The organism is Streptomyces sp. NPDC043870 (genome assembly GCF_056435785.1).
In genome coordinates, this window is the sequence record NZ_JBWKDT010000023.1 from 78,582 (window position 1) to 97,381 (window position 18,800).

16 protein-coding genes and 1 tRNA gene are annotated in these 18,800 nt (G+C 70.5%); 6 read left to right on the plus strand and 11 right to left on the minus strand.

The genetic code is table 11. The features are described 5' to 3' along the window. Positions 1-376: 376 nt before the first annotated feature. On the plus strand, positions 377-2,434 hold the full coding sequence (locus AC0699_RS25435; RefSeq protein WP_478664298.1) for a phosphocholine-specific phospholipase C: 2,058 nt from the start codon (positions 377-379) through the stop codon (positions 2,432-2,434). Between the two features lie 106 nt (positions 2,435-2,540). Here AC0699_RS25435 and AC0699_RS25440 read toward each other — a convergent pair whose 3' ends face one another. From AC0699_RS25440 to galU, 10 genes are all read right to left on the minus strand, one after another. Continuing rightward, positions 2,541-2,795 (minus strand): hypothetical protein, encoded by a 255-nt coding sequence (locus AC0699_RS25440; RefSeq protein ID WP_478664300.1) that lies wholly within the window; start codon positions 2,793-2,795, stop codon positions 2,541-2,543. A gap of 12 nt (positions 2,796-2,807) precedes the next feature. Next, complete coding sequence (locus AC0699_RS25445) at positions 2,808-3,311, minus strand: nucleoside deaminase (protein WP_478664302.1); 504 nt, start codon at positions 3,309-3,311, stop codon at positions 2,808-2,810. A gap of 97 nt (positions 3,312-3,408) precedes the next feature. Further along, entirely contained in the window at positions 3,409-3,615 is a 207-nt protein-coding gene (locus AC0699_RS25450; RefSeq protein ID WP_478664304.1) for a hypothetical protein, read from the minus strand. A gap of 553 nt (positions 3,616-4,168) precedes the next feature. Further along, positions 4,169-4,242 (minus strand) — tRNA-Ala (locus AC0699_RS25455). A 109-nt stretch (positions 4,243-4,351) separates the two neighbouring features. Beyond that, positions 4,352-5,434 carry a divisome protein SepX/GlpR gene (gene sepX, locus AC0699_RS25460; protein WP_478664307.1) on the minus strand — a complete coding sequence of 361 codons (1,083 nt, stop codon included), beginning with the start codon at positions 5,432-5,434 and terminating at the stop codon, positions 4,352-4,354. Between the two features lie 142 nt (positions 5,435-5,576). Then, positions 5,577-6,182 (minus strand): GNAT family N-acetyltransferase, encoded by a 606-nt coding sequence (locus AC0699_RS25465; protein ID WP_478664310.1) that lies wholly within the window; start codon positions 6,180-6,182, stop codon positions 5,577-5,579. 17 nt (positions 6,183-6,199) lie between these two features. Beyond that, the gene (locus tag AC0699_RS25470; RefSeq protein ID WP_478664313.1) at positions 6,200-6,796 is read right to left on the minus strand and encodes a MogA/MoaB family molybdenum cofactor biosynthesis protein; all 597 of its coding nucleotides are present in this window, start codon (positions 6,794-6,796) and stop codon (positions 6,200-6,202) included. Beyond that, on the minus strand, positions 6,793-7,284 hold the full coding sequence (moaC, locus tag AC0699_RS25475; RefSeq protein ID WP_469767186.1) for a cyclic pyranopterin monophosphate synthase MoaC: 492 nt from the start codon (positions 7,282-7,284) through the stop codon (positions 6,793-6,795). Before moaC ends, AC0699_RS25470 begins: the two co-directional genes overlap by 4 nt. A 55-nt stretch (positions 7,285-7,339) precedes the next feature. Beyond that, the gene (glp, locus tag AC0699_RS25480; protein ID WP_478664429.1) at positions 7,340-8,632 is read right to left on the minus strand and encodes a molybdotransferase-like divisome protein Glp; all 1,293 of its coding nucleotides are present in this window, start codon (positions 8,630-8,632) and stop codon (positions 7,340-7,342) included. A gap of 422 nt (positions 8,633-9,054) precedes the next feature. Further along, the gene (gene galU / locus AC0699_RS25485) at positions 9,055-9,957 is read right to left on the minus strand and encodes a UTP--glucose-1-phosphate uridylyltransferase GalU (protein ID WP_469767185.1); all 903 of its coding nucleotides are present in this window, start codon (positions 9,955-9,957) and stop codon (positions 9,055-9,057) included. A gap of 107 nt (positions 9,958-10,064) precedes the next feature. On the opposite strand from galU, the gene AC0699_RS25490 reads away from it, so the two are divergent. Next, complete coding sequence (locus tag AC0699_RS25490; protein WP_469767184.1) at positions 10,065-10,646, plus strand: 5-formyltetrahydrofolate cyclo-ligase; 582 nt, start codon at positions 10,065-10,067, stop codon at positions 10,644-10,646. Between the two features lie 115 nt (positions 10,647-10,761). On the opposite strand, the gene AC0699_RS25495 is transcribed toward AC0699_RS25490, so the two are convergent. After that, on the minus strand, positions 10,762-13,542 hold the full coding sequence (locus AC0699_RS25495; RefSeq protein ID WP_478664317.1) for a penicillin acylase family protein: 2,781 nt from the start codon (positions 13,540-13,542) through the stop codon (positions 10,762-10,764). Between the two features lie 183 nt (positions 13,543-13,725). On the opposite strand from AC0699_RS25495, the gene AC0699_RS25500 reads away from it, so the two are divergent. The 4 genes from AC0699_RS25500 (at position 13,726) to AC0699_RS25515 (ending at position 18,457) form a co-directional block, all read left to right on the plus strand. Then, the gene (locus tag AC0699_RS25500) at positions 13,726-15,312 is read left to right on the plus strand and encodes a potassium/proton antiporter (protein WP_478664320.1); all 1,587 of its coding nucleotides are present in this window, start codon (positions 13,726-13,728) and stop codon (positions 15,310-15,312) included. Between the two features lie 557 nt (positions 15,313-15,869). Then, complete coding sequence (locus tag AC0699_RS25505) at positions 15,870-17,096, plus strand: MFS transporter (protein ID WP_478664431.1); 1,227 nt, start codon at positions 15,870-15,872, stop codon at positions 17,094-17,096. A 68-nt stretch (positions 17,097-17,164) separates the two neighbouring features. Then, positions 17,165-17,515, plus strand: a complete 351-nt coding sequence (locus AC0699_RS25510; RefSeq protein ID WP_478664322.1) for an FmdB family zinc ribbon protein — start codon at positions 17,165-17,167, stop codon at positions 17,513-17,515. 90 nt (positions 17,516-17,605) lie between these two features. Then, positions 17,606-18,457, plus strand: a complete 852-nt coding sequence (locus tag AC0699_RS25515) for an S-methyl-5'-thioadenosine phosphorylase (protein WP_478664324.1) — start codon at positions 17,606-17,608, stop codon at positions 18,455-18,457. Positions 18,458-18,800: the final 343 nt, after the last annotated feature.

An 18,800-nucleotide genomic window follows, 5' to 3' on the forward strand; every position in this document is an offset into this window, starting at 1 on the left:
TCCCCCCACACCCCCCCCCCTCCCCTCCCCCCCCCCCCCCCCCTCCCCCCACCCCCCCCCCCCCCCCCCCCCCCCCCCCCCCCCCCCCCCCCCCCCCCCCCCGGGACCGTCCTCCCCGGCCGGGTGGCCCCTCCGTATGTCACCTCGCACGACCTCGCACCGGTCCGATCGGTGCCAAGTCGCCGACCAGGAGGTGGTGTTGTGACACTCGGCCAGGTCCCCGGCCGGCCGACACCGGTGGGCGGAAAGCGGCCGACCCGATGCGTTCGCCGGTTGTACCGCGGGTAGTCATGAGCCGTCCGCCGGAAAGTTGTCCATACACGTTGCGCTTGGGACGCCCCCCGCCAGCCCCCTCACCCGCAGAGGTCGACTCGCCATGGCAGAACTCAACCGCCGCCGCTTCCTGCAACTGGCCGGAGGCGCCACCGCGCTCACCATGCTGTCCGACAGCATCGCCCGGGCCGCCGCCATTCCCGCCCAGGGCAGCACCGGCACCATCCAGGACGTCGAGCACATCGTCGTCCTGATGCAGGAGAACCGCTCCTTCGACCACTACTTCGGTGCGATGAAGGGCGTACGCGGCTTCGGCGACCCCCGCCCGGTCACCCTGCCCAGCGGCAAGTCCGTCTGGAACCAGGCGGACGGCAAGAAGGTGACCCTGCCGTTCCGGCCCCCGGGCGACGACCTCGGCATGGAGTTCCTCCAGGGCCTCAACCACGACTGGGCAGGCGGCCAGAAGGCCTTCAACCAGGGCAAGTACGACCAGTGGGTGCCCGCGAAGACCGCCACCACCATGGCGTACCTGACCCGCGACGACATCCCCTTCCACTACGCGCTCGCCGACTCCTTCACCATCTGCGACGCGTACCACTGCTCCTTCATCGGCTCCACCGACCCGAACCGCTACTACATGTGGACGGGCCACACCGGCAACGACGGCACGGGCGGCGGCCCGGTCCTCAACAACGCCGAGGCCGGGTACGACTGGACCACCTACCCCGAGCGCCTCGAAGCGGCCGGAGTCTCCTGGAAGATCTACCAGGACATCGGCGACGGCCTCGACGCCGCCGGATCGTGGGGCTGGATCAACGACGCCTACCGCGGCAACTACGGCGACAACTCCCTGCTGTACTTCAACAAGTACCGCAACGCCCAGCCCGGCAACCCGCTGTACGACAAGGCCCGCACCGGCACCGACGCCAAGAACGGCGACGGCTTCTTCGACATACTCCGCGCCGACGTCCAGGCGGGCCGTCTGCCCAAGGTCTCCTGGATCGCCGCCCCCGAGGCCTTCTCCGAGCACTCCAACTGGCCGTCCAACTACGGCGCCTGGTACATCGCGCAGGTGCTGGACGCCCTGACGTCGAACCCCGACGTGTGGGCCCGTACCGCCCTCTTCATCACCTACGACGAGAACGACGGCTTCTTCGACCACATCGTGCCGCCGTACGCGCCGTCCGGGGCGGCCCAGGGTCTGTCCACGACCCCGACGACGCTGGACTACTTCCCGGGCAAGGCGGGCTATGTCGCCGGACCGTACGGCCTCGGCCCCCGCGTGCCCATGCTCGTCGTCTCCCCCTGGAGCACCGGCGGCTACACCTGCTCCGAGACCTTCGACCACACCTCGATCGTCCGCTTCATGGAGCGCCGCTTCGGCGTGCAGGAGCCCCAGATATCGCCCTGGCGGCGTGCCGTCTGCGGCGACCTGACCTCCGCCTTCGACTTCGCGCGTACGGAGACGACGCCGGCCGCACTGCCGCCGACCGCCGGGTACTACCCGCCGGACCGCGAGCGCCACCCCGACTTCCTGGCCCCCGCCCCGGCCGTCGGCACGATGCCCCGCCAGGAGCCGGGCAGCAAGCCGACCCGTCCGCTCAAGTACGCGCCGTACGTGGACGGTTCCGCGGACATCGCCACCGGCAAGTACCGGCTCACCTTCAGCGGCGGGCAGGCCGCAGGCGCCCAGTTCTACGTCACCTCGGCGAACCGCTCCGACGCGCCCTGGACGTACACGACCGAGGCGGGCAAGTCGATCGCGGACAGCTGGAACACCAAGTACTCGAAGGGCGTCACGGACCTGACCGTCCACGGCCCGAACGGCTTCCTGAGCCGCTTCCGCAACCCCGGCAAGACCGCAGGCCCCGAGGTCACCGCCCGCCACAACGCGACCACCGGCAACCTCGACCTGACCTTCAGCAACGCCGCCACCGGCGACGCCCGGCTCACCGTCACCAACGCCTACTGCGGCTCCACCCAGACCTTCACGGTCCGCAAGGGCACGACCGTCACGCACTCGGTCGACCTGGCCGCCTGCCGCAACTGGTACGACGTGACGGTCACCTCCACCACGTCGGCCGACTTCCTCCGCCGCTTCGCGGGCCACGTCGAGACCGGCGCCCCGGGCCTGTCCGACCCGGGCATCCTCACCAACTGATCCTCACCGGCCGGCCATCACCGGCTGAGCCGGTCCCCGGCCGCCCGCAGCACGCGCCGCTCCAGCACCGCGAGGTGCTCGGGGCGGCGCGTCCGCGCGTGCCGGATCAACAGCTCCCCGCCACCTCGTTGCGTCCGGCGACCTCCTGCTGGACGAGGCTTTCGTTGAACACCAGCGTGAAGTCGTACCGCGACGGCACCCGTTCGACCGCGCCGCCTTCGGCCCAGCTCACATCCTTCACCGCAGGCCCGGACACGATCTTCACCAGCTTCATGGGGTCGCGGACCTCGGCCCGGACGGTGTCCGGATCGGCGTCGAGGATCGTCGAGTGGTGCATCCTGTGCTTCCGCTTGACCTCCACGAGAACTCCTTCTCAGTAGTCGACGCGGTCGGATTTGGCCAGCCACGCGTCGAACGGCGCCGTACGGTTCGGCAGGTCCAGATGCTCGACCGCCATCGGCCACATCGACGCGGGCTTCTTCTCGAACAGGTCGTAGAACTTGCGGTCGTCGAAACCGGCCACCGCGGCATCGTGCCGATCGGCGGAGTAGACGAGCCGGTCGACTCGCGCCCACAGGGCGGCGGAAAGGCACATCGGACACGGCTCACACGAGGTGATCAGGACGCAGCCCTCGAGCGAGAAGGTGTCCAGCTTCTTGCAGGCGGCACGCATCGCGCTCACCTCGGCGTGCGCCACCGGGTCCAGGGTCGAGGTGACCTGGTTGTTCCCGATCGCGACGACCTCGCCGTCCTTGGCGACCAGTGCGCCGAACGGACCGCCGCCGTTCGACACGCTGTTGGTGGCCAACCTGATCGCCTGCTCCATCCAGGCGCGCTCGGACTCCTGGACGCTCGTGTCCTGGGTGTGCGTGGTCATGGTCACTCCTTTTGGAGACGGGTGGGGACTTTCCGGATGCGCTGCCCGTGCGGGACACCGCACCCGGGACAACACGTGGGGCTCGCTGGTGCCGCCTTCAGATCAGCGCTGCCACCAGGACTTGCTTCTTCGTCGAACAGACCGCATCCCGTACCGCCTGTCCGGCCTCGAGCAGACCCGGCATGTCCTCGGGCCGGATCCGGCCCACAGGGGATGCCGGCATCGGCTCGACCATCACACCGGTACCGCCCGCGATCGGCGACACGTCCGGCTGCTGGGCCTTTGCGACCGACGCTTCCCCCATGCGGCAGGTTGGAGGAAGTCCACGGCGCCTCATCCCTTGCTTGGCGGCAACTTGCCTTGCTCCTTTGGAACTTGTCCGAGGAGTACACAGCCAACCGACCGGAGTCAGCCAGGAGTAAAAGACATGAAAGCGCCCGCAGTCTCTTCGTAGACTTCTACAACAGCCGGTCAGACCTGCGGCTTTGGTCAACTCCCCCGCACTCCGGCCGTAGTTCGTGATCAGGCTGCGGGGGTTGGTGCAGGGACGGCTGCGGCCACCGGTGGTCATCGTGTGGTGCGAAGACAAGCGACTCGGACGTCCACTCCGGACGACCGATCGCCGAGCCGCTGCAGCACCTGGCCCACCCGCTGGTACTCGCCCCGCTCCGTCTCGCCCGGGATCCACGGCGCCTCAAGAGCGAAGAGACCGGCATCGGGAACCCGAAACACCGCCCCGCCCCGCCCCGGGCCGCCCAGACCTGCCGGCCGCCATCACGGTCACCGTCTGTACTTCGCTGCTGTACGGCACGACAAAGCCCCTGCCGGATCTCTCCGACAGGGGCTCTGACCTGTTGTGGACCTGAGGGGATTTGAACCCCTGACCCCCTCGATGCGAACGAGGTGCGCTACCAGTCTGCGCCACAGGCCCTTGCAACGAGTGAAACCTTAGCATCCCGATCGGGGTGCTTGGAAATCCGTTCCTCGCTGGTCAGCCGCGCCGGTGTTCCGCAGGCCCGGCGCCGCTCGCGCCGAGGGCCTCACTCGTTGGCCGCGCGGGGCCGGTCCTCGTCCGCGTACTGGTCGAAGAGCGGGGTGCGGCCGTGGTCACGAGTGCGGCGGGGTGGGGTGGTGCGCTGGCGCGGCGGGGCGGGCGGGGTGGGTTCGGCCGTGGAGGAACGGGCCGAGCTCCAGGTCTCCGGGTCCGTGACATCGATGCCGCTGGTGGCGCGAGGGGCGACCGGGGCGGTGACGTACGTGGGGAGTGGGACCGGGACCGGGTCCCAGCTGTCGCCGCGGGCGGGGCCGGGGTCGCGCTGCTGGTCGACCCACTCCGCGTGGTCGGTCTGCTCGACGAGGGCGCGGCGGCCGGCCTCCTGCGGGGAGACCGCGGGTGGGGGTCCCCCCGGACGAAGTCTCGGGGAGGGTTCCGGCTCGGGGCGGTCCTGGGGCTCCCCGGCCGGTTCCGCGGCGGCGTCCGGCTGGCGGCGCGGGCGGTTCTCGCGCAGACGCTGCGCCGCCGCCTCCGCTCGACGCCGGTCCATGACGTACATGAAGCGGCGCCGCTCCTTCGCGCGCAGATGCACGATGTACGCGCTGAGCAGGACCGCCGGGACGCCGGGCGCCCAGAGGAAGCCGAGCCCGCCGACCGCGGCGACGATCGCGCCGAGGGTGAAGGCGAGGAAGAGGATCACGGTGGTGCGCCGACGGCGGGCGAGGACCTTCGAGCGCCGGGCACGCGCGGCGGCCGCAGAGCCGTCGGGCCGCGGGGCACGCTCCTTGCGCGCCGGCACCTGCGCCGGCACCGCGGCCGGCACCTCGAGCCGGGCCTCGGTACGCGCCGGAGGCGCGGCGAACTCCCGGACGTCGACGGAACTGAATCGGTCCGTCTCGGCATCCGGGTCGGCGTCGGCGGGCGCCTCGTCCTCCGCGGTGCGCTCCCGCAGCTCCTTGGCGTACCGGCGCTCCATTCCCGCCCGTCCGGACAGCAGCCGGATGGCGGTGCTGAAGCGTTCCGTCGGACGGGCCTCGTTGAGCTCGTCCTGCCTGCGGAGCCACATCGGCACCAAGTAGGCGGCCCAGGCCCCGACGATGACTGCGTAGATGAGGCCGCTGCTGCTCACGCTTCACACCGTAGAGGGGTTCGCACGAGGGCATCGGCCAATTGGCCCGGTGTGTCGCACGATCTGGCTGATATCACTGACTTTTTTTGTGATTCTTCAGATCACTGCGTGATCGAGCGTCGATCGAATTCGAACAATTATTTTATTTCTCATGCCGTGCGGGTCGTGCCTGGTGCCAGCGGCGCAGCAGGCCCTCCGGGACCTCCTCGGCTGTGAGCGCGAACACCAGATGGTCCCGCCAGGCACCGTCGATGTGGAGATAACGGGGGCGCAGTCCCTCTTCGCGGAATCCGAGTTTCTCGACGACTCTGCGGCTCGGCGCGTTCTCGGGGCGAATGCAGACCTCGATGCGGTGCAGCCCGACGGTCCTGAAGCAGTGGTCGACGGCGAGTGCGACGGCCGTCGGCATCACCCCGCGGCCCGCGACATCACGGTCGACCCAGTAGCCGACATGGCCCGAGCACATCGAGCCCCAGGTGATCCCGGCGACGGTCAGCTGGCCGACGAGCACTCCCTGGTACTCGACGACGAACGGAAGCATCCGCCCGGCGTTGGCCTCGGCCCGCAGATGGCGGACCATCTGGCGGTACGTGGGGCGCTGGGCGATCGGGCCGCCGGGCGCGGGCGGCGGGATGGTCGCCTCCCAGGGGCGAAGCCATTCCCGGTTGCGCCGGTTCACCTCGCGCCACGCTCGTTGGTCGCGCAGCCTTATCGGGCGGAGGGTGACGTCACCGTCCGTCAGGACCACGGGCCAGAAGGGTGCGTTCAGTGGGAACTCCCCGTGGCGCCGGCAGGGGCAGCAGGGTCCGCCGGTCTGGGATGGTCGCCGCCGTGCATCTGGTCGACGGCGTGGGGCAGCAGCCGGGCCAGGACCGCGAGCCCGTCACGGACCCCGCCCGACGACCCGGGAAGGTTGACGATCAGCGTGCGGCCCGCGACGCCCGCGAGGCCCCGGGACAGCGCGGCCGTGGGGACCTTCGCCAGTCCGTACGCGCGGATCGCCTCCGGGATGCCGGGGATCTCGTAGTCGAGGACCCGGCGGGTGACGTCGGGCGTGCGGTCCGTGGGCGAGATGCCGGTGCCGCCGGTGGTCAGGATGACGTCGTACGCCGCGGCCACCCCGTCCCTCAGGGCTGCCTCGACCGGGTCGCCGTCCGGGACCACCCGGGGGCCGTCGACCGCGAAGCCCATGCCCGCGAGACCCTCGGCGAGGAGCGGTCCGCCCTTGTCCTCGTACACACCGGCGGAGGCACGGTTGGAGGCGGTCACGACCAGGGCGCGCCGCGCCGGGCGGACGGGCTCCTCCGGCGGGGGCGGCGCTCCGTGGGCGTGGCTGTGGACCTCGCCACCGCGCGGGCTCACTGCCCGGCCTCCGTGCGCGACCAGTCGCCGGACTTGCCGCCGGTCTTCTCCTCCACCCGGATGTCGGAGATGACGGCTGCCTTGTCGACCGCCTTGACCATGTCGACGACGGTGAGCGCGGCCACGGAGACCGCGGTCAGGGCCTCCATCTCGACGCCCGTGCGGTCCGTGGTCTTCACCGTCGCGAGGATCTCTACGGCGTCGTCGGCCACGGACAGGTCCAGCTTCACCCCGGAGACCGCGAGCGGGTGGCAGAGCGGGATCAGGTCGGGGGTGCGCTTCGCGCCCATGATGCCCGCGATACGGGCGGTGGCGAGGGCGTCTCCCTTGGGCACCCCCTCGCCCCGCAGCAGCTCGACGACGCGCGGCGAGACCAGGACCCGGCCGCTCGCACGGGCGGTGCGCGCGGTGACGTCCTTCCCGGAGACGTCGACCATGCGGGCCGCGCCTGCCTCGTCGATGTGGGTGAGTCCTTGCTGCGCGCTCATTGCTGTGGCTCCCGGTCACTGTGTGGTCAGACACGGTACCGCCACGGCACAGCACTCACCCGAGCAGGACCACCTCCGTCTCGGTGCCCGACTCCACGGAGGTGACGTCCTCGGGGACCACGATGAGCGCGTTCGCCTGTGCGAGGGCGGCGATCAGATGGGATCCGCTGCCGCCGACAGGGGTGACGGTGCCCTCTTCCGCATCGTAGGCACCACGCAGGAACTGGCGCTTCCCGGCGGGCGACGACACTGCCTTGCCGGTGGTGCGCAGCCCGGCGCGCACGCGCGGGCGGTGGACATCCTTCAGGCCCATCAGAGCACGGATCGCGGGGCGTACGAACAGCTCGAACGAGACGTACGAGGAGACGGGGTTGCCCGGCAGGGCGAGCAGCGGCGTGTGGTCCGGGCCGATCGAGCCGAATCCCTGCGGCTTGCCCGGCTGCATGGCGACCTTGCGGAAGTCGATCCCGCTGCCGGGCTCGTCCTCGTCGCCCACGGAGGAGAGGGCCTCCTTGACGACGTCGTACGCGCCGACGCTGACGCCGCCCGTGGTGACGAGCAGATCGGCACGGATCAGCTGGTCCTCGATGGTGGCGCGCAGCTCGGCGGCGTCGTCGGTGACTGCGCCCACCCGGTAGGCGATGGCTCCGGCGTCACGGGCGGCCGCGGTGAGCGTGAAGCTGTTCGAGTCGTAGATCTGGCCCTCGCTCAATTCCTCGCCGGGCTGGACCAGTTCGCTGCCGGTGGAGAGGACCACGACGCGTGGACGGGGGCGCACGCGCACGGTGCCGCGGCCGATGGCGGCCAGCAGGCCGATCTGCGGCGGGCCGAGGACGGTGCCCGCCGCCAGGGCGAGATCGCCGGCCTGGACGTCGCTGCCGCGCGCGCGGACGTGCGCACGGGGCTCGACCGGCCGGTACACCCGGATCTCGCCGCTCGCGCCCTCGGGGGCGGCACCGGCGGGCCGCATGGTCGTGGCCGCTCCCGCGCCGCTGCCGCCGTCGGTCCACTCGACGGGGACGACCGCCTCGGCGCCGGGCGGGAGGGGCGCGCCGGTCATGATCCGGGCCGCCTGTCCGGGGCCGACCTCTCCGCCACCGGTGAGCCCGCCGCTGCCGGCGGCGACGTCGCCGATGACCGTGAGGACCGCGGGGAACTCCTCGCTCGCGCTCGCGACGTCGGCGACCCGGACCGCGTACCCGTCCATCGAGCTGTTGTCGAACGGCGGCAGGGCGACCTGGACGGTGACGTCCTCGACGAGGACGCAGCCCTGGGCGTCGGGCAGCTGCAGGTCGATCGGTTCGAGCGGGTGGATCGCGCCGAGGATGTCTTCCAGGTGCTCGTCCACCGACCAGAGGGACGGCCGGCCGCCGGGCGCCGTGTCACCGGACGGGGCTTCGCCGGCCGCCGTGTCACCGGCCGCCGGGTCACCAGCCGAGGTGTCTCCGGGCGAGGCATCGCCGGACGAGGTGCCACGGGCCGAGGCGTCGCCGGGCGAGGCATCGGCGGCGGCCGACGTGTCACCGGCCGGGTCGGCTGCGGCCGAGGCGTCCGCGACCGGGTCGCCTGCGGGCGAGGCGCCACCGGCCGACGTGTCACCGCCCGAGGCGTCCGCGGCCGACGTGCCACCGGCCAGGTCGGCCGGGGAGGAGGCACCGGCGGACGTGCCGGGCGACCGGGTGGACAGGTCCGGGCCCGGACCCGCGTCGGAGCCCGCGCCGGGTGTTGCCGTGCTGCTCAATGTGCCACTTCTCCCGTGCTGCTCAAGTGCTACATCTCCTCGGCGACGTAGCGGCGAAGCCAGGCTCGGAAGTCCGGGCCCAGGTCTTCACGTTCGCATGCGAGTCTGACAATGGCACGCAGGTAGTCGCCGCGGTCGCCGGTGTCATAGCGGCGGCCCTTGAAAACGACCCCGTGCACGGGTCCGCCGACCTTCTCGTCGGCGGCGAGCTTCTGGAGGGCGTCGGTGAGCTGGATCTCGCCGCCGCGGCCCGGCTCGGTCTTGCGGAGTATCTCGAAGACGGCCGGGTCGAGGACGTACCGGCCGATGATCGCGTAGTTGCTGGGCGCCTCGGCCGGGTCGGGCTTCTCGACCAGGTCGGTCACCTTGACCACGTCGTCCTCGCCGGTGGCCTCGACGGCCGCGCAGCCGTAGAGGTGGATCTGGGAGGGCTCGACCTCCATCAGGGCGATGACGCTGCCGCCCTCGCGCTCCTGGATCTCGACCATGCGCGAGAGCAGCGGATCGCGCGGATCGATCAGGTCGTCACCGAGGAGCACCGCGAAGGGCTGGTCACCGACGTGCGGGGCGGCGCACAGGACGGCGTGGCCGAGGCCCCTCGGGTCGCCCTGGCGCACGTAGTGCATGGTGGCGAGGTCGCTGGACTCCTGGACCTTGGCGAGCCGCTGGGCGTCCCCCTTGCGGGTCAGCGCCTCCTCCAGCTCGTAGTTGCGGTCGAAGTGGTCCTCGAGGGGGCGCTTGTTGCGTCCGGTGACCATGAGGACGTCGGAGAGACCGGCGCCCACCGCTTCTTCCACGACGTACTGGATGGCGGGCTTGTCGACGACAGGCAGCATCTCTTTGGGAGTGGCTTTCGTTGCGGGCAGGAACCGGGTTCCGAGGCCTGCGGCGGGGATGACAGCCTTGCTGATCCTGGGGTGCGACTCAGTCATGCGGAGCACCATATCCGTTGCGTATGGGCGGAAGATTAGCCTCCGGTTAACTTTCTTCTCATAAAGGCGTATTGGCTGGGATTTGTGAGGTTGCTGTGGGTACCGACATGTCCGGAAAGAACGCGGTACGGCGTGAACTGCTCGACGCACGACGCCTACTGTCACCCGAAGACGTCCTGGAGGCCTCCACGGTTCTCGCACGGCGCGCGCTCGAGCTTCCGGAACTCGCCACCGCCCGTACGGTAGCCGCCTATGTGTCGGTGGGGCGCGAGCCGGGTACCCGCGCGCTGCTCGACGCGCTGCGTGCCCGGGGGGTACGGGTGCTCCTCCCGGTGCTCCTGGACGACAACGATCTCGACTGGGCGGTGTACGAGGGATCTGAGCACCTGGTGCCCGCGCGGCGCGGCCTGCGGGAGCCGGACGGGCCGCGGCTCGGCCACCGGGCGGTACTGGAGGCGGACACGGTACTGCTGCCCGGGCTCGCGGTGGACGAGCGCGGTATGCGGCTCGGCCGCGGCGGCGGCTCGTACGACCGGGTCCTCGCCCGCCTCGAAGCGGCCTCCGCGAGCCCCGCCCTGGTGGTGCTCCTGTACGCGAACGAGGTGGTCGCGCGGGTCCCGGAGGAACCGCACGACCACCCCGTACACGCGGTGGTGACGCCGGAGGGCGTCCGTCGCTTCACGGCCTGACGGCGCGCTGCACGACACCAGCCCGAAGCAACACCGGCCCGGAGCAGCGTCAGCCTGGAGCAGCATCGGCCCGGAACAGCATCGGCCCGGAGCACCATCGGCCCGGAGCAGCGGATTACGGCTTGAGCACCAGGGTGTCCTTCGTCGCGGCCGCCACCGCCTGCCGGCCGTAGGCCCAGTCGAGCAGTTCGCCCTTGGCCCACATGTCGGTCTGGTCGGTGTAGTGCGCGTTGTAGGCGTGCCCCGAAGCGCCGGTCAGATTGATCCAGCGGGACTTGTCCCAGTCGCCGACATTGACGACCATCCGCATCGACGGGACCCAGATCACGTCGTAGCCGCCCGCCGCGTTCCAACCGGTCGCATTGACCGCGGCCTCACCGCCGCCCAGGTTCCACGGACCGCGGTTGAGCATCCACTGGAGGGCGCCGGGCCCCGAGGTGCCCAGCGTCTGGTTCTTCAGCGTCAGCTGGTGCAGCCGGCCCCAGCTCCAGCTGGAGACGTCCTTGCCGAGCTTGGCGGTGAGCTCCCAGCGGGCGTCCTCCATGGCCCGCTTGAGCAGGTCGTCACGGGTCGCGCTGCCGGGCGCCTTACGGCTCGGCGGGGCCTGCCACCACTCGCTGGTCTCGTTCTTCAGCAACCCTCGGACCACCTCGTACCAGCGGTCGCCGCCGTCGGGCTGGGCCGACTCGGCGTCCCGCTGGCCGCACTCGCGCACCAACCGGTCCAGATCGTCGACCGGGCCCGTGCTGTCGGCGGGACGGACGTTGAGGCACTCGCCCTCGACGCGCAGCTCCTTGGGCAGCTTGTTGCCGAAGGCGAGCTTGAGGACGTTGCGCCAGACCGCGTTGAAGTAGGCCGCGGCCCCGGAGTCCGGCTCCTGGGTGTAGTCCCAGCCCTCCAGCAGCTTCTGCGCCTCGCGGACGTACGGGTCGGAGATGTCGATCTTCAGCAGATAGGGCGTGAGCAGCTTCGCGATCTCGCTGCTGTTGTCCATCTGCATGGTGCGCATGTCGTCCGTCGAGATCTTCCCGCCGTCCTTGGTCTTCGACTCGATGAGGTCGTTTATGCGCTGGCTGCGAGAGCCGTAGCCGTAGTCCTTGGTGATCAGGTACGGGTACTTGCCGGCATCCACGACGGACTGGTTGGCGGTGACGATGTAGCCGCGCTTCGGGTTGTACTCGAACGGCAGCTCCTCGAAGGGGATGAACCCCTTCCAGTCGGACGTCGGGTTCCAGCCCGGGACCGGCATCGAGCCGTCGAAGCCCTTGGCGCGGACCGGGATCTTCCCCGGCGCCTGGTAGCCGATGTTGCCCTTGACGTCGGCGTAGATCAGGTTCTGGGAAGGGACCTCGAAGTTCTTCGCGGCGGCCTGGAAGCCCTTGAAGTCCTTCGCGCGGTTGAGTTCGAACACCGCGTCCATGGACTTGCCCGGGTCCAGGGCGGTCCAGCGCAGCGCCACACCGTAGCCGTGGCCGCGGTCGGGGGAGGGGGTCGAGTTGCTGACGGGCGCCCGCTCGCCGACCCGCTCCAGCTCGTTGTTGCGGTCGGAGACCAGAGGTCCGTGGTCGGTCTCCCGGACCGTGATGGTCTTGCTGGCACCGCCCGCGACCTTGATGGTCTCGTCGCGCACCTTGAACGGCTTGGTCCTGCTGCCGGACAGGTACCCGGTGTCGGAGACCTTCTCCAGGTAGAGGTCGGTGACATCGGCGCCGAGGTTGGTGAAGCCCCAGGCGATGTCCTGGTTGTGGCCGATGATCACGCCGGGCATGCCGGAGAACGTGTAGCCGGCGACGTCGTAGTCGCACTTGGCGGAGACTTCACGGCAGTGCAGGCCCATCTGGGTCCACAGGGAGGGCAGCTGCGGCGCGAGGTGCGGGTCGTTGGCGAGCAGCGGCTTGCTGGTCGTCGTGTAGCGGCCGGAGACGACCCAGGAGTTGGAGCCGATGCCGTCGCCGTTGGGGCCGAGCAGCGCCGGGATCTGGTCGAGGGCACCGGAGAGACCCGCGAGCTGGGTCTGGAAGCCCTGGTCACCACCGCCCGAGCCACCGCCCGAGCCATTGCCCGCGGACCCGCCCGCCGACGAGGAAGAGGAAGAGGAGGACGACGACGAATCGGCGGCCGGGTCCCACTTCTTCGCGTCGGTGTTCACGCCGCCGCGCTGGACGATCGGCTGGTGCAGGTCGTACGGGTAGGCCGGGTACAGCTCCTTGATCTGCTTTTCGCTCAGCCTGCTGGTCATCAGCGAACGGTCGATCTCGTCCTGCATATTGCCGCGCAGGTCCCAGGCCATCGCCTTGAGCCAGGCCACCGAGTCGACCGGCGTCCACTTCTCGGGCCGGTAGTCGTTGGTGAAGCCGAGAGCGGCGTACTCGACGGAGATGTCCTTGCCGTCGCGACCCGAGAGATAGGCGTTGACGCCGTCCGCGTACGCCTGGAGGTTCTTCTTGGTCTCGGCCGAAAGCTGCTCGTCGTACTCCTGCTGCGCCACACGGCGCCAGCCGAGCGTGCGCAGGAACGCGTCCGTCTCGACCTGCCCCGAGCCGAACATCTCGGACAGCCGCCCCGCGGTCACATGGCGCCGTACGTCCATCTCCCAGAAGCGGTCCTGCGCGTGGACGAAGCCCTGGGCGCGGAACAGGTCCTCGTTGCTGTTGGCGTAGATCTGGGGGATGCCGTTCCCGTCACGCCTGACGTCGACGGGGCCCGACAGCCCCTTGAGCGTGATCGTCCCGGTGGTCTGGGGGAAGGAGGCGCGAACGGTGCTGACGCCCCAGTAGGCGCCGCAGCCCACACCCGCGACGAGCGCCAGCACCAGGGCGAGCACGATCAGACGGGCGCGTCTCCCCTTCTTCTTGCCGGGCTTCTCGGCGGAAGGGGCGCTTGTGTTGGCGGGCATCGCTGTCCTTCGAGGGGCAGGGTGGTCCTGGGAGTGCTGGAGCAACCATAGGCGCAGCGCGAAACGCGTCCGGACGCGGTATCAGTAACGCGATACCGATAACCGTCACTCGAACTGAAGATCGACCAAATCGAGCCGACGTAAAGAAGTCGTTAAAGATTAGGTAAGGTAACGAAGTGTCGCGTGCCGGAGGAACTGTCCGGCAGCAAATGCGAGGGGAAGGATCGGCCGCTGACTGTCCACCAGCTCAATGAACTCCTGCTCATCTGCTCGCTCGTCCTGCTCATCGCCGTCGCGGCGGTGCGCGTCTCCTCGCGAAGCGGGCTCCCGAGCCTGCTGCTCTATCTGGGCATCGGGATCGCCATCGGGCAGGACGGCATCTTCCACGTCAAGTTCGACAATGCCGCACTGACGCAGGTGATCGGCTATGCCGCACTTGTGGTGATCCTGGCCGAAGGTGGCCTGGGCACCAAGTGGAAGGAGATCAAACCGGCGCTGCCCGCGGCGGTCGCACTGTCGACCGTCGGCATCGCCGTGAGCGTGGGCGTCACCGCGGCAGGAGCGCACTATCTGGTCGGACTGGACTGGCGGCCGGCGCTCATCATCGGCGCGGTCGTCTCCTCGACGGACGCCGCCGCAGTCTTCTCCGTCCTGCGGAAGGTGCCGCTGCCCTCCCGCATCACAGGCGTGCTCGAGGCCGAGTCGGGCTTCAACGACGCCCCCGTCGTCATCCTGGTCGTCGCGTTCTCGACAGCCGGCCCGGTGGGCGATTGGTACGTCCTTGTCGGCAAAATCATCCTGGAGCTCGCGATCGGCGCGGCCATCGGACTCGCGGTCGGCTGGCTCGGCTCGTTCGGGCTGCGCCATGTGGCACTGCCCGCTTCGGGTCTGTACCCGATCGCGGTCATGGCGATCGCCGTGACGGCGTACGCGGCCGGCGCCATCGCCCATGGCAGCGGCTTCCTCGCCGTCTACCTCGCCGCCATGGTGCTCGGGAACGCCAAGCTTCCGCACTGGCCGGCCACCCGCGGATTCGCGGACGGTCTCGGCTGGATCGCCCAGATCGGCATGTTCGTCCTGCTGGGCCTGCTGGTGACCCCGAGCGAGCTGGTGCACGACTTCTGGCCGGCGGTGATCATCGGGCTGGTGCTGACGATGGTGGCGCGGCCACTGTCGGTCGTCGTCAGCCTGCTGCCGTTCCGTATGCCCTGGCAGGAGCAGGCCCTGATGTCGTGGGCGGGGTTGCGCGGCGCGGTACCCATCATTCTGGCGACCATTCCCCTGGTGCCGCACATCCCGGGCAGCGAGCGGATCTTCAACATCGTCTTCGTGCTGGTCGTCGTCTACACACTGGTACAGGGGCCGACGCTGCCCTGGGTGGCGAAGGCGCTACGGCTCGGCGAGGGCCCCGAGGCGGCGGACCTGGGTATCGAGTCGGCCCCGTTGGAGCGGCTGCGCGGACACCTGCTGTCGGTCGCGATCCCGGACGGGTCCCGGATGCACGGCGTGGAGGTCGCGGAGCTGCGGCTGCCCGCCGGGGCCGCGGTCACGCTCGTCGTACGCGAGGGCAAGAGCTTCGTGCCGCTGCCCTCGACCGTGCTGCGGCGCGGCGACGAGCTGCTGGTGGTGGCGACGGATCCGGTACGGGACGCGGCCGAGGCGCGACTGCGGGCGGTGGGCCAGGGCGGAAAGCTTGCGGGGTGGCTCGGGACCGGGGGGACAAGGAGGACCGGGGGCTCCAGGGGCGCTGGAGGGACCAGGGGCTCCTGAGACTGCGCGGACCGACACGGGGACCCGGGGACCCGGGGACCGGGGGACCGGGGGACCCGGGGACCGGGGGACCGGGGGACCCGGGGACCGGGGGACCGGGGGACCCGGGGACCGGGGGACCGGGGGACCCGGGGAATCCAGGGCTCCGGAAGACACGGGAAGCGAACCGCCGGTTAATCACAGGTACAGATCTGGGTGCGTCGGCAATTTCACAGGTGGGGCACGCTCCACCCCTGTACCATGAAGGCACACTGATCGACCAACTCTGCCTGACGCAGAGCTGGCGCGACCGTATGGCGGCCGAGTGTCCCCCCTCAGTGGGTCCCGGTATCTACCGCAGTTCCGCGCAAGAGGACAGCTCTCGGCGGCTCCCGACACCCAGGGGAGCGCTACCAGGCGGCAGAAAGGCAAGGGCCGTGGCGTCCACGGTCGCTTCTGGCACGTCTTCTGACACGTCCGGCTCCGGCACCTCCAGCTCCGGCACCTCCAGCACTGGGGCATCCGGCTCCGGGGCATCCGGCTCCGGCACGTCCGGACGGCGCCCTGGCTACGGACAGCTGCTCCGCACCCCTGGAGCCTGGACGTTCCTGCTTCCCGGATTCGCTGCCCGGCAGCCGTTCGCGATGCTCACCATCGGCATCGTCCTGCTCGTGCAGCACACCACCGGTTCGTACGGGAGCGCCGGCGCCGTCGCCGCCGTCACCGGTGTCTCCATGGCGCTCTTCGCCCCCCAGAGCGGAAAGCTCGCCGACCGCTTCGGCCAGCGCGCCGTCCTGATCCCCGGCGTCCTCGTGCACGCCGCTTCCGTGAGCGCGCTGACCGCGCTGGCGCTCGCGGGCGCTCCCCTGTGGGCGCTCTTCGCGGCGGCCGTGCCGACCGGCGCCTCCGTCCCGCAGATCGGCCCCATGGTGCGGGCCCGCTGGGCGGCAAGGCTCGGGGGCTCGCCGCTGATGCCGACGGCCGCGGCCTTCGAGTCGGTGACCGACGAGTTCACCTTCGTGGTCGGGCCGGTCCTGGCCACCGCCCTGTGCACCGGCGTCCACCCGGCCGCCGGTCTGATCGCCGAGGCGGGGCTCACGCTGGCCGGCGGTCTGCTGTTCGCGGCCCAGCGCCGCACGCAGCCCGCGTACGGACGTCCGGCTGCTCATGAGCGCACGGAACACACCTCCGCGCTCTCCGTGCCCGGTGTACGGGTCCTGGCCGTGGCCTTCCTGGGCATCGGCTCGGTCTTCGGCGGCATGCAGGTCTCGCTGACCGCGTTCACCGAGGAGATCGGGCAGCCCGGCATGAACGGACTGCTGTACGGGCTCTTCGCGGCCGGCAACATGCTGGCGGGCATCGCCGTCGGCGCCATCGCCTGGAAGTCCGGTCCCCGCCGTCGTCTGGTGCTCGGCTACGCGGGCCTGACGGTCGCCGCGTCCCTGCTGTGGGCGGCGCACTCCGTGGTGCTGCTCGGCGCACTGGGTCTGGTCGTGGGCGTATGCATCGCGCCCGCGCTGATCAGCGGCTTCACGCTGGTCGAGCCGCTGGTGCCGGCGTCGGCCCGTACCGAGGCCTTCACCTGGCTGACCGGCGCCGTGGCGCTGGGCCAGGCGGGTGCGGTGACGGTCGCCGGACGGCTGGCCGACGCACATGGCGCGAGCGCCGGATTCCTGGTGCCGCTGGTGGGCACCGCGCTGGCTCTGGTCACGCTGCTGGCCCTGCGGTCGCGACTCGCGCCGCGCGCGCAGAGCCGGACGGTCGCACGTGGTATCGGTCACCGAGTGCCCGTGACGGTGGACTGATCCGGCGGAATACGTCACTATGGACCGTCGTTAGCACTCATCGAGTGAGAGTGCCAGGAGGAAGACAAGTGCCGACCTACCAGTACCAGTGCACCGAGTGCGGCGAGGGCCTCGAGGCGGTGCAGAAGTTCACCGACGATGCCCTGACCGTATGCCCGAGCTGCCAAGGGCGCCTCAAGAAGGTGTTCTCGGCCGTCGGCATTGTCTTCAAGGGCTCCGGCTTCTACCGGAACGACAGCCGTGGTGCGTCGTCGAGCAGCACGCCGTCGTCGTCCGCGTCCGCCGGGTCGTCGACCTCGTCCGCGACCTCGTCCTCGTCGTCGGCGTCGTCCGCGAGCACGAAGTCGTCTTCGTCGGACTCGAAGCCGGCGGCGTCGAGCTCCTCGAGCTCCTCCAGCAGCGGTACGACGGCTGCCTGATCCTCGCTTGCCAGGGGCCCCACCGTCTTCGGACGGTGGGGCCCCTGGGCGTATTCCGGCGCCAGTTCGGGCGCGGCTACTGTGATCGCCATGGCCAACGCAGAGAGCGCGCAGCGCGCGGAAATCGGTGTGATCGGTGGCTCGGGTTTCTACTCGTTCCTGAAGAACGTGACCGAAGTCGAGGTACCTACGCCGTACGGCAGCCCCAGCGATTCCCTGTTCTTCGGCGAGATCGCCGGCCGCCGGGTCGCGTTCCTCCCCCGGCACGGACGTGATCACCGCCTCCCTCCGAGCCGCATCAACTACCGCGCCAATCTGTGGGCCCTGCGGTCCGTCGGTGTGCAGCAGGTGCTGGGGCCGTGCGCGGTGGGCGGGCTGCGTGTGGAGTACGGGCCGGGCACCCTGCTCGTCCCGGACCAGCTGGTCGACCGTACGAAGGCCCGCGCCGACACGTTCTACGACGGTGAGCCGCTGGCGAACGGGGAGGTGCCGAAGGTCGTCCATGTGTCGCTGGCCGACCCGTACTGCCCGTCGGGGCGCTCGGTGGCGCTGGCTGCGGCGCGCGGGCGGGACTGGGAGCCGGTCGACGGCGGGACGCTGGTCGTGGTCGAGGGCCCGCGCTTCGGGACCCGCGCCGAGTCGCGCTGGCACGCGGCGATGGGCTGGTCCGTGGTCGGGATGACCGGGCACCCCGAGGCCGCGCTCGCCCGTGAGCTGGAGCTCTGCTACACGTCGATGACGCTGGTGACGGACCTCGACGCGGGGGCCGAGACGGGTCAGGGCGTCTCCCACGAGGAGGTCCTGAAGGTCTTCGCCGCAAATGTCGACCGACTGCGGGACGTGCTCTTCGACACGGTGGCCGGGCTGCCGGCGAACGGGGAGCGCGACTGCCTGTGCAGGAGCGCGCTGAACGGGCTGGAGACGGGAATAACGCTGCCGTAGCCGAGCTGCCGCAGCGGGGACGCTACGTCGGGGATGACGTAGCGGGGAGGCCGTAGCGGGCTGGCCTGTCGGAGTTGCCGTAGGGATGCCCAGCGGGATGCCGTCGCCGAGCTGCGCAGCGGGGACGAGGCACCGCCTGACGGTGCCGACCACCCGTCGGGGTGAGCCAGTTGTCCACAAGCCGGGGACTGTCCACAGGGCCGAGCGGGGCGGCGCGTGAGCGGGGATCGTGAGGTGCGTGCGGTGCGTGTGGGCGTTCGGTGGGAGCCGATTGCGGCTCGCGCCGCTCGCACGACACCTGCGCCACCTACGTGTTCTACGACTCCCACGACTCACGACAGGC

Excerpts from the sequence above, each read along its gene's own strand:
- AC0699_RS25435 (WP_478664298.1), top strand. The coding sequence starts at position 377 with ATGGCAGAACTCAACCGCCGCCGCTTCCTGCAACTGGCCGGAGGCGCC.
- AC0699_RS25445 (WP_478664302.1), bottom strand. The coding sequence starts at position 3,311 with ATGACCACGCACACCCAGGACACGAGCGTCCAGGAGTCCGAGCGCGCC.
- AC0699_RS25450 (WP_478664304.1), bottom strand. The coding sequence starts at position 3,615 with ATGGGGGAAGCGTCGGTCGCAAAGGCCCAGCAGCCGGACGTGTCGCCG.
- moaC (WP_469767186.1), bottom strand. The coding sequence starts at position 7,284 with ATGAGCGCGCAGCAAGGACTCACCCACATCGACGAGGCAGGCGCGGCC.
- galU (WP_469767185.1), bottom strand. The coding sequence starts at position 9,957 with ATGACTGAGTCGCACCCCAGGATCAGCAAGGCTGTCATCCCCGCCGCA.
- AC0699_RS25490 (WP_469767184.1), top strand. The coding sequence starts at position 10,065 with ATGTCCGGAAAGAACGCGGTACGGCGTGAACTGCTCGACGCACGACGC.
- AC0699_RS25495 (WP_478664317.1), bottom strand. The coding sequence starts at position 13,542 with ATGCCCGCCAACACAAGCGCCCCTTCCGCCGAGAAGCCCGGCAAGAAG.
- AC0699_RS25515 (WP_478664324.1), top strand. The coding sequence starts at position 17,606 with ATGGCCAACGCAGAGAGCGCGCAGCGCGCGGAAATCGGTGTGATCGGT.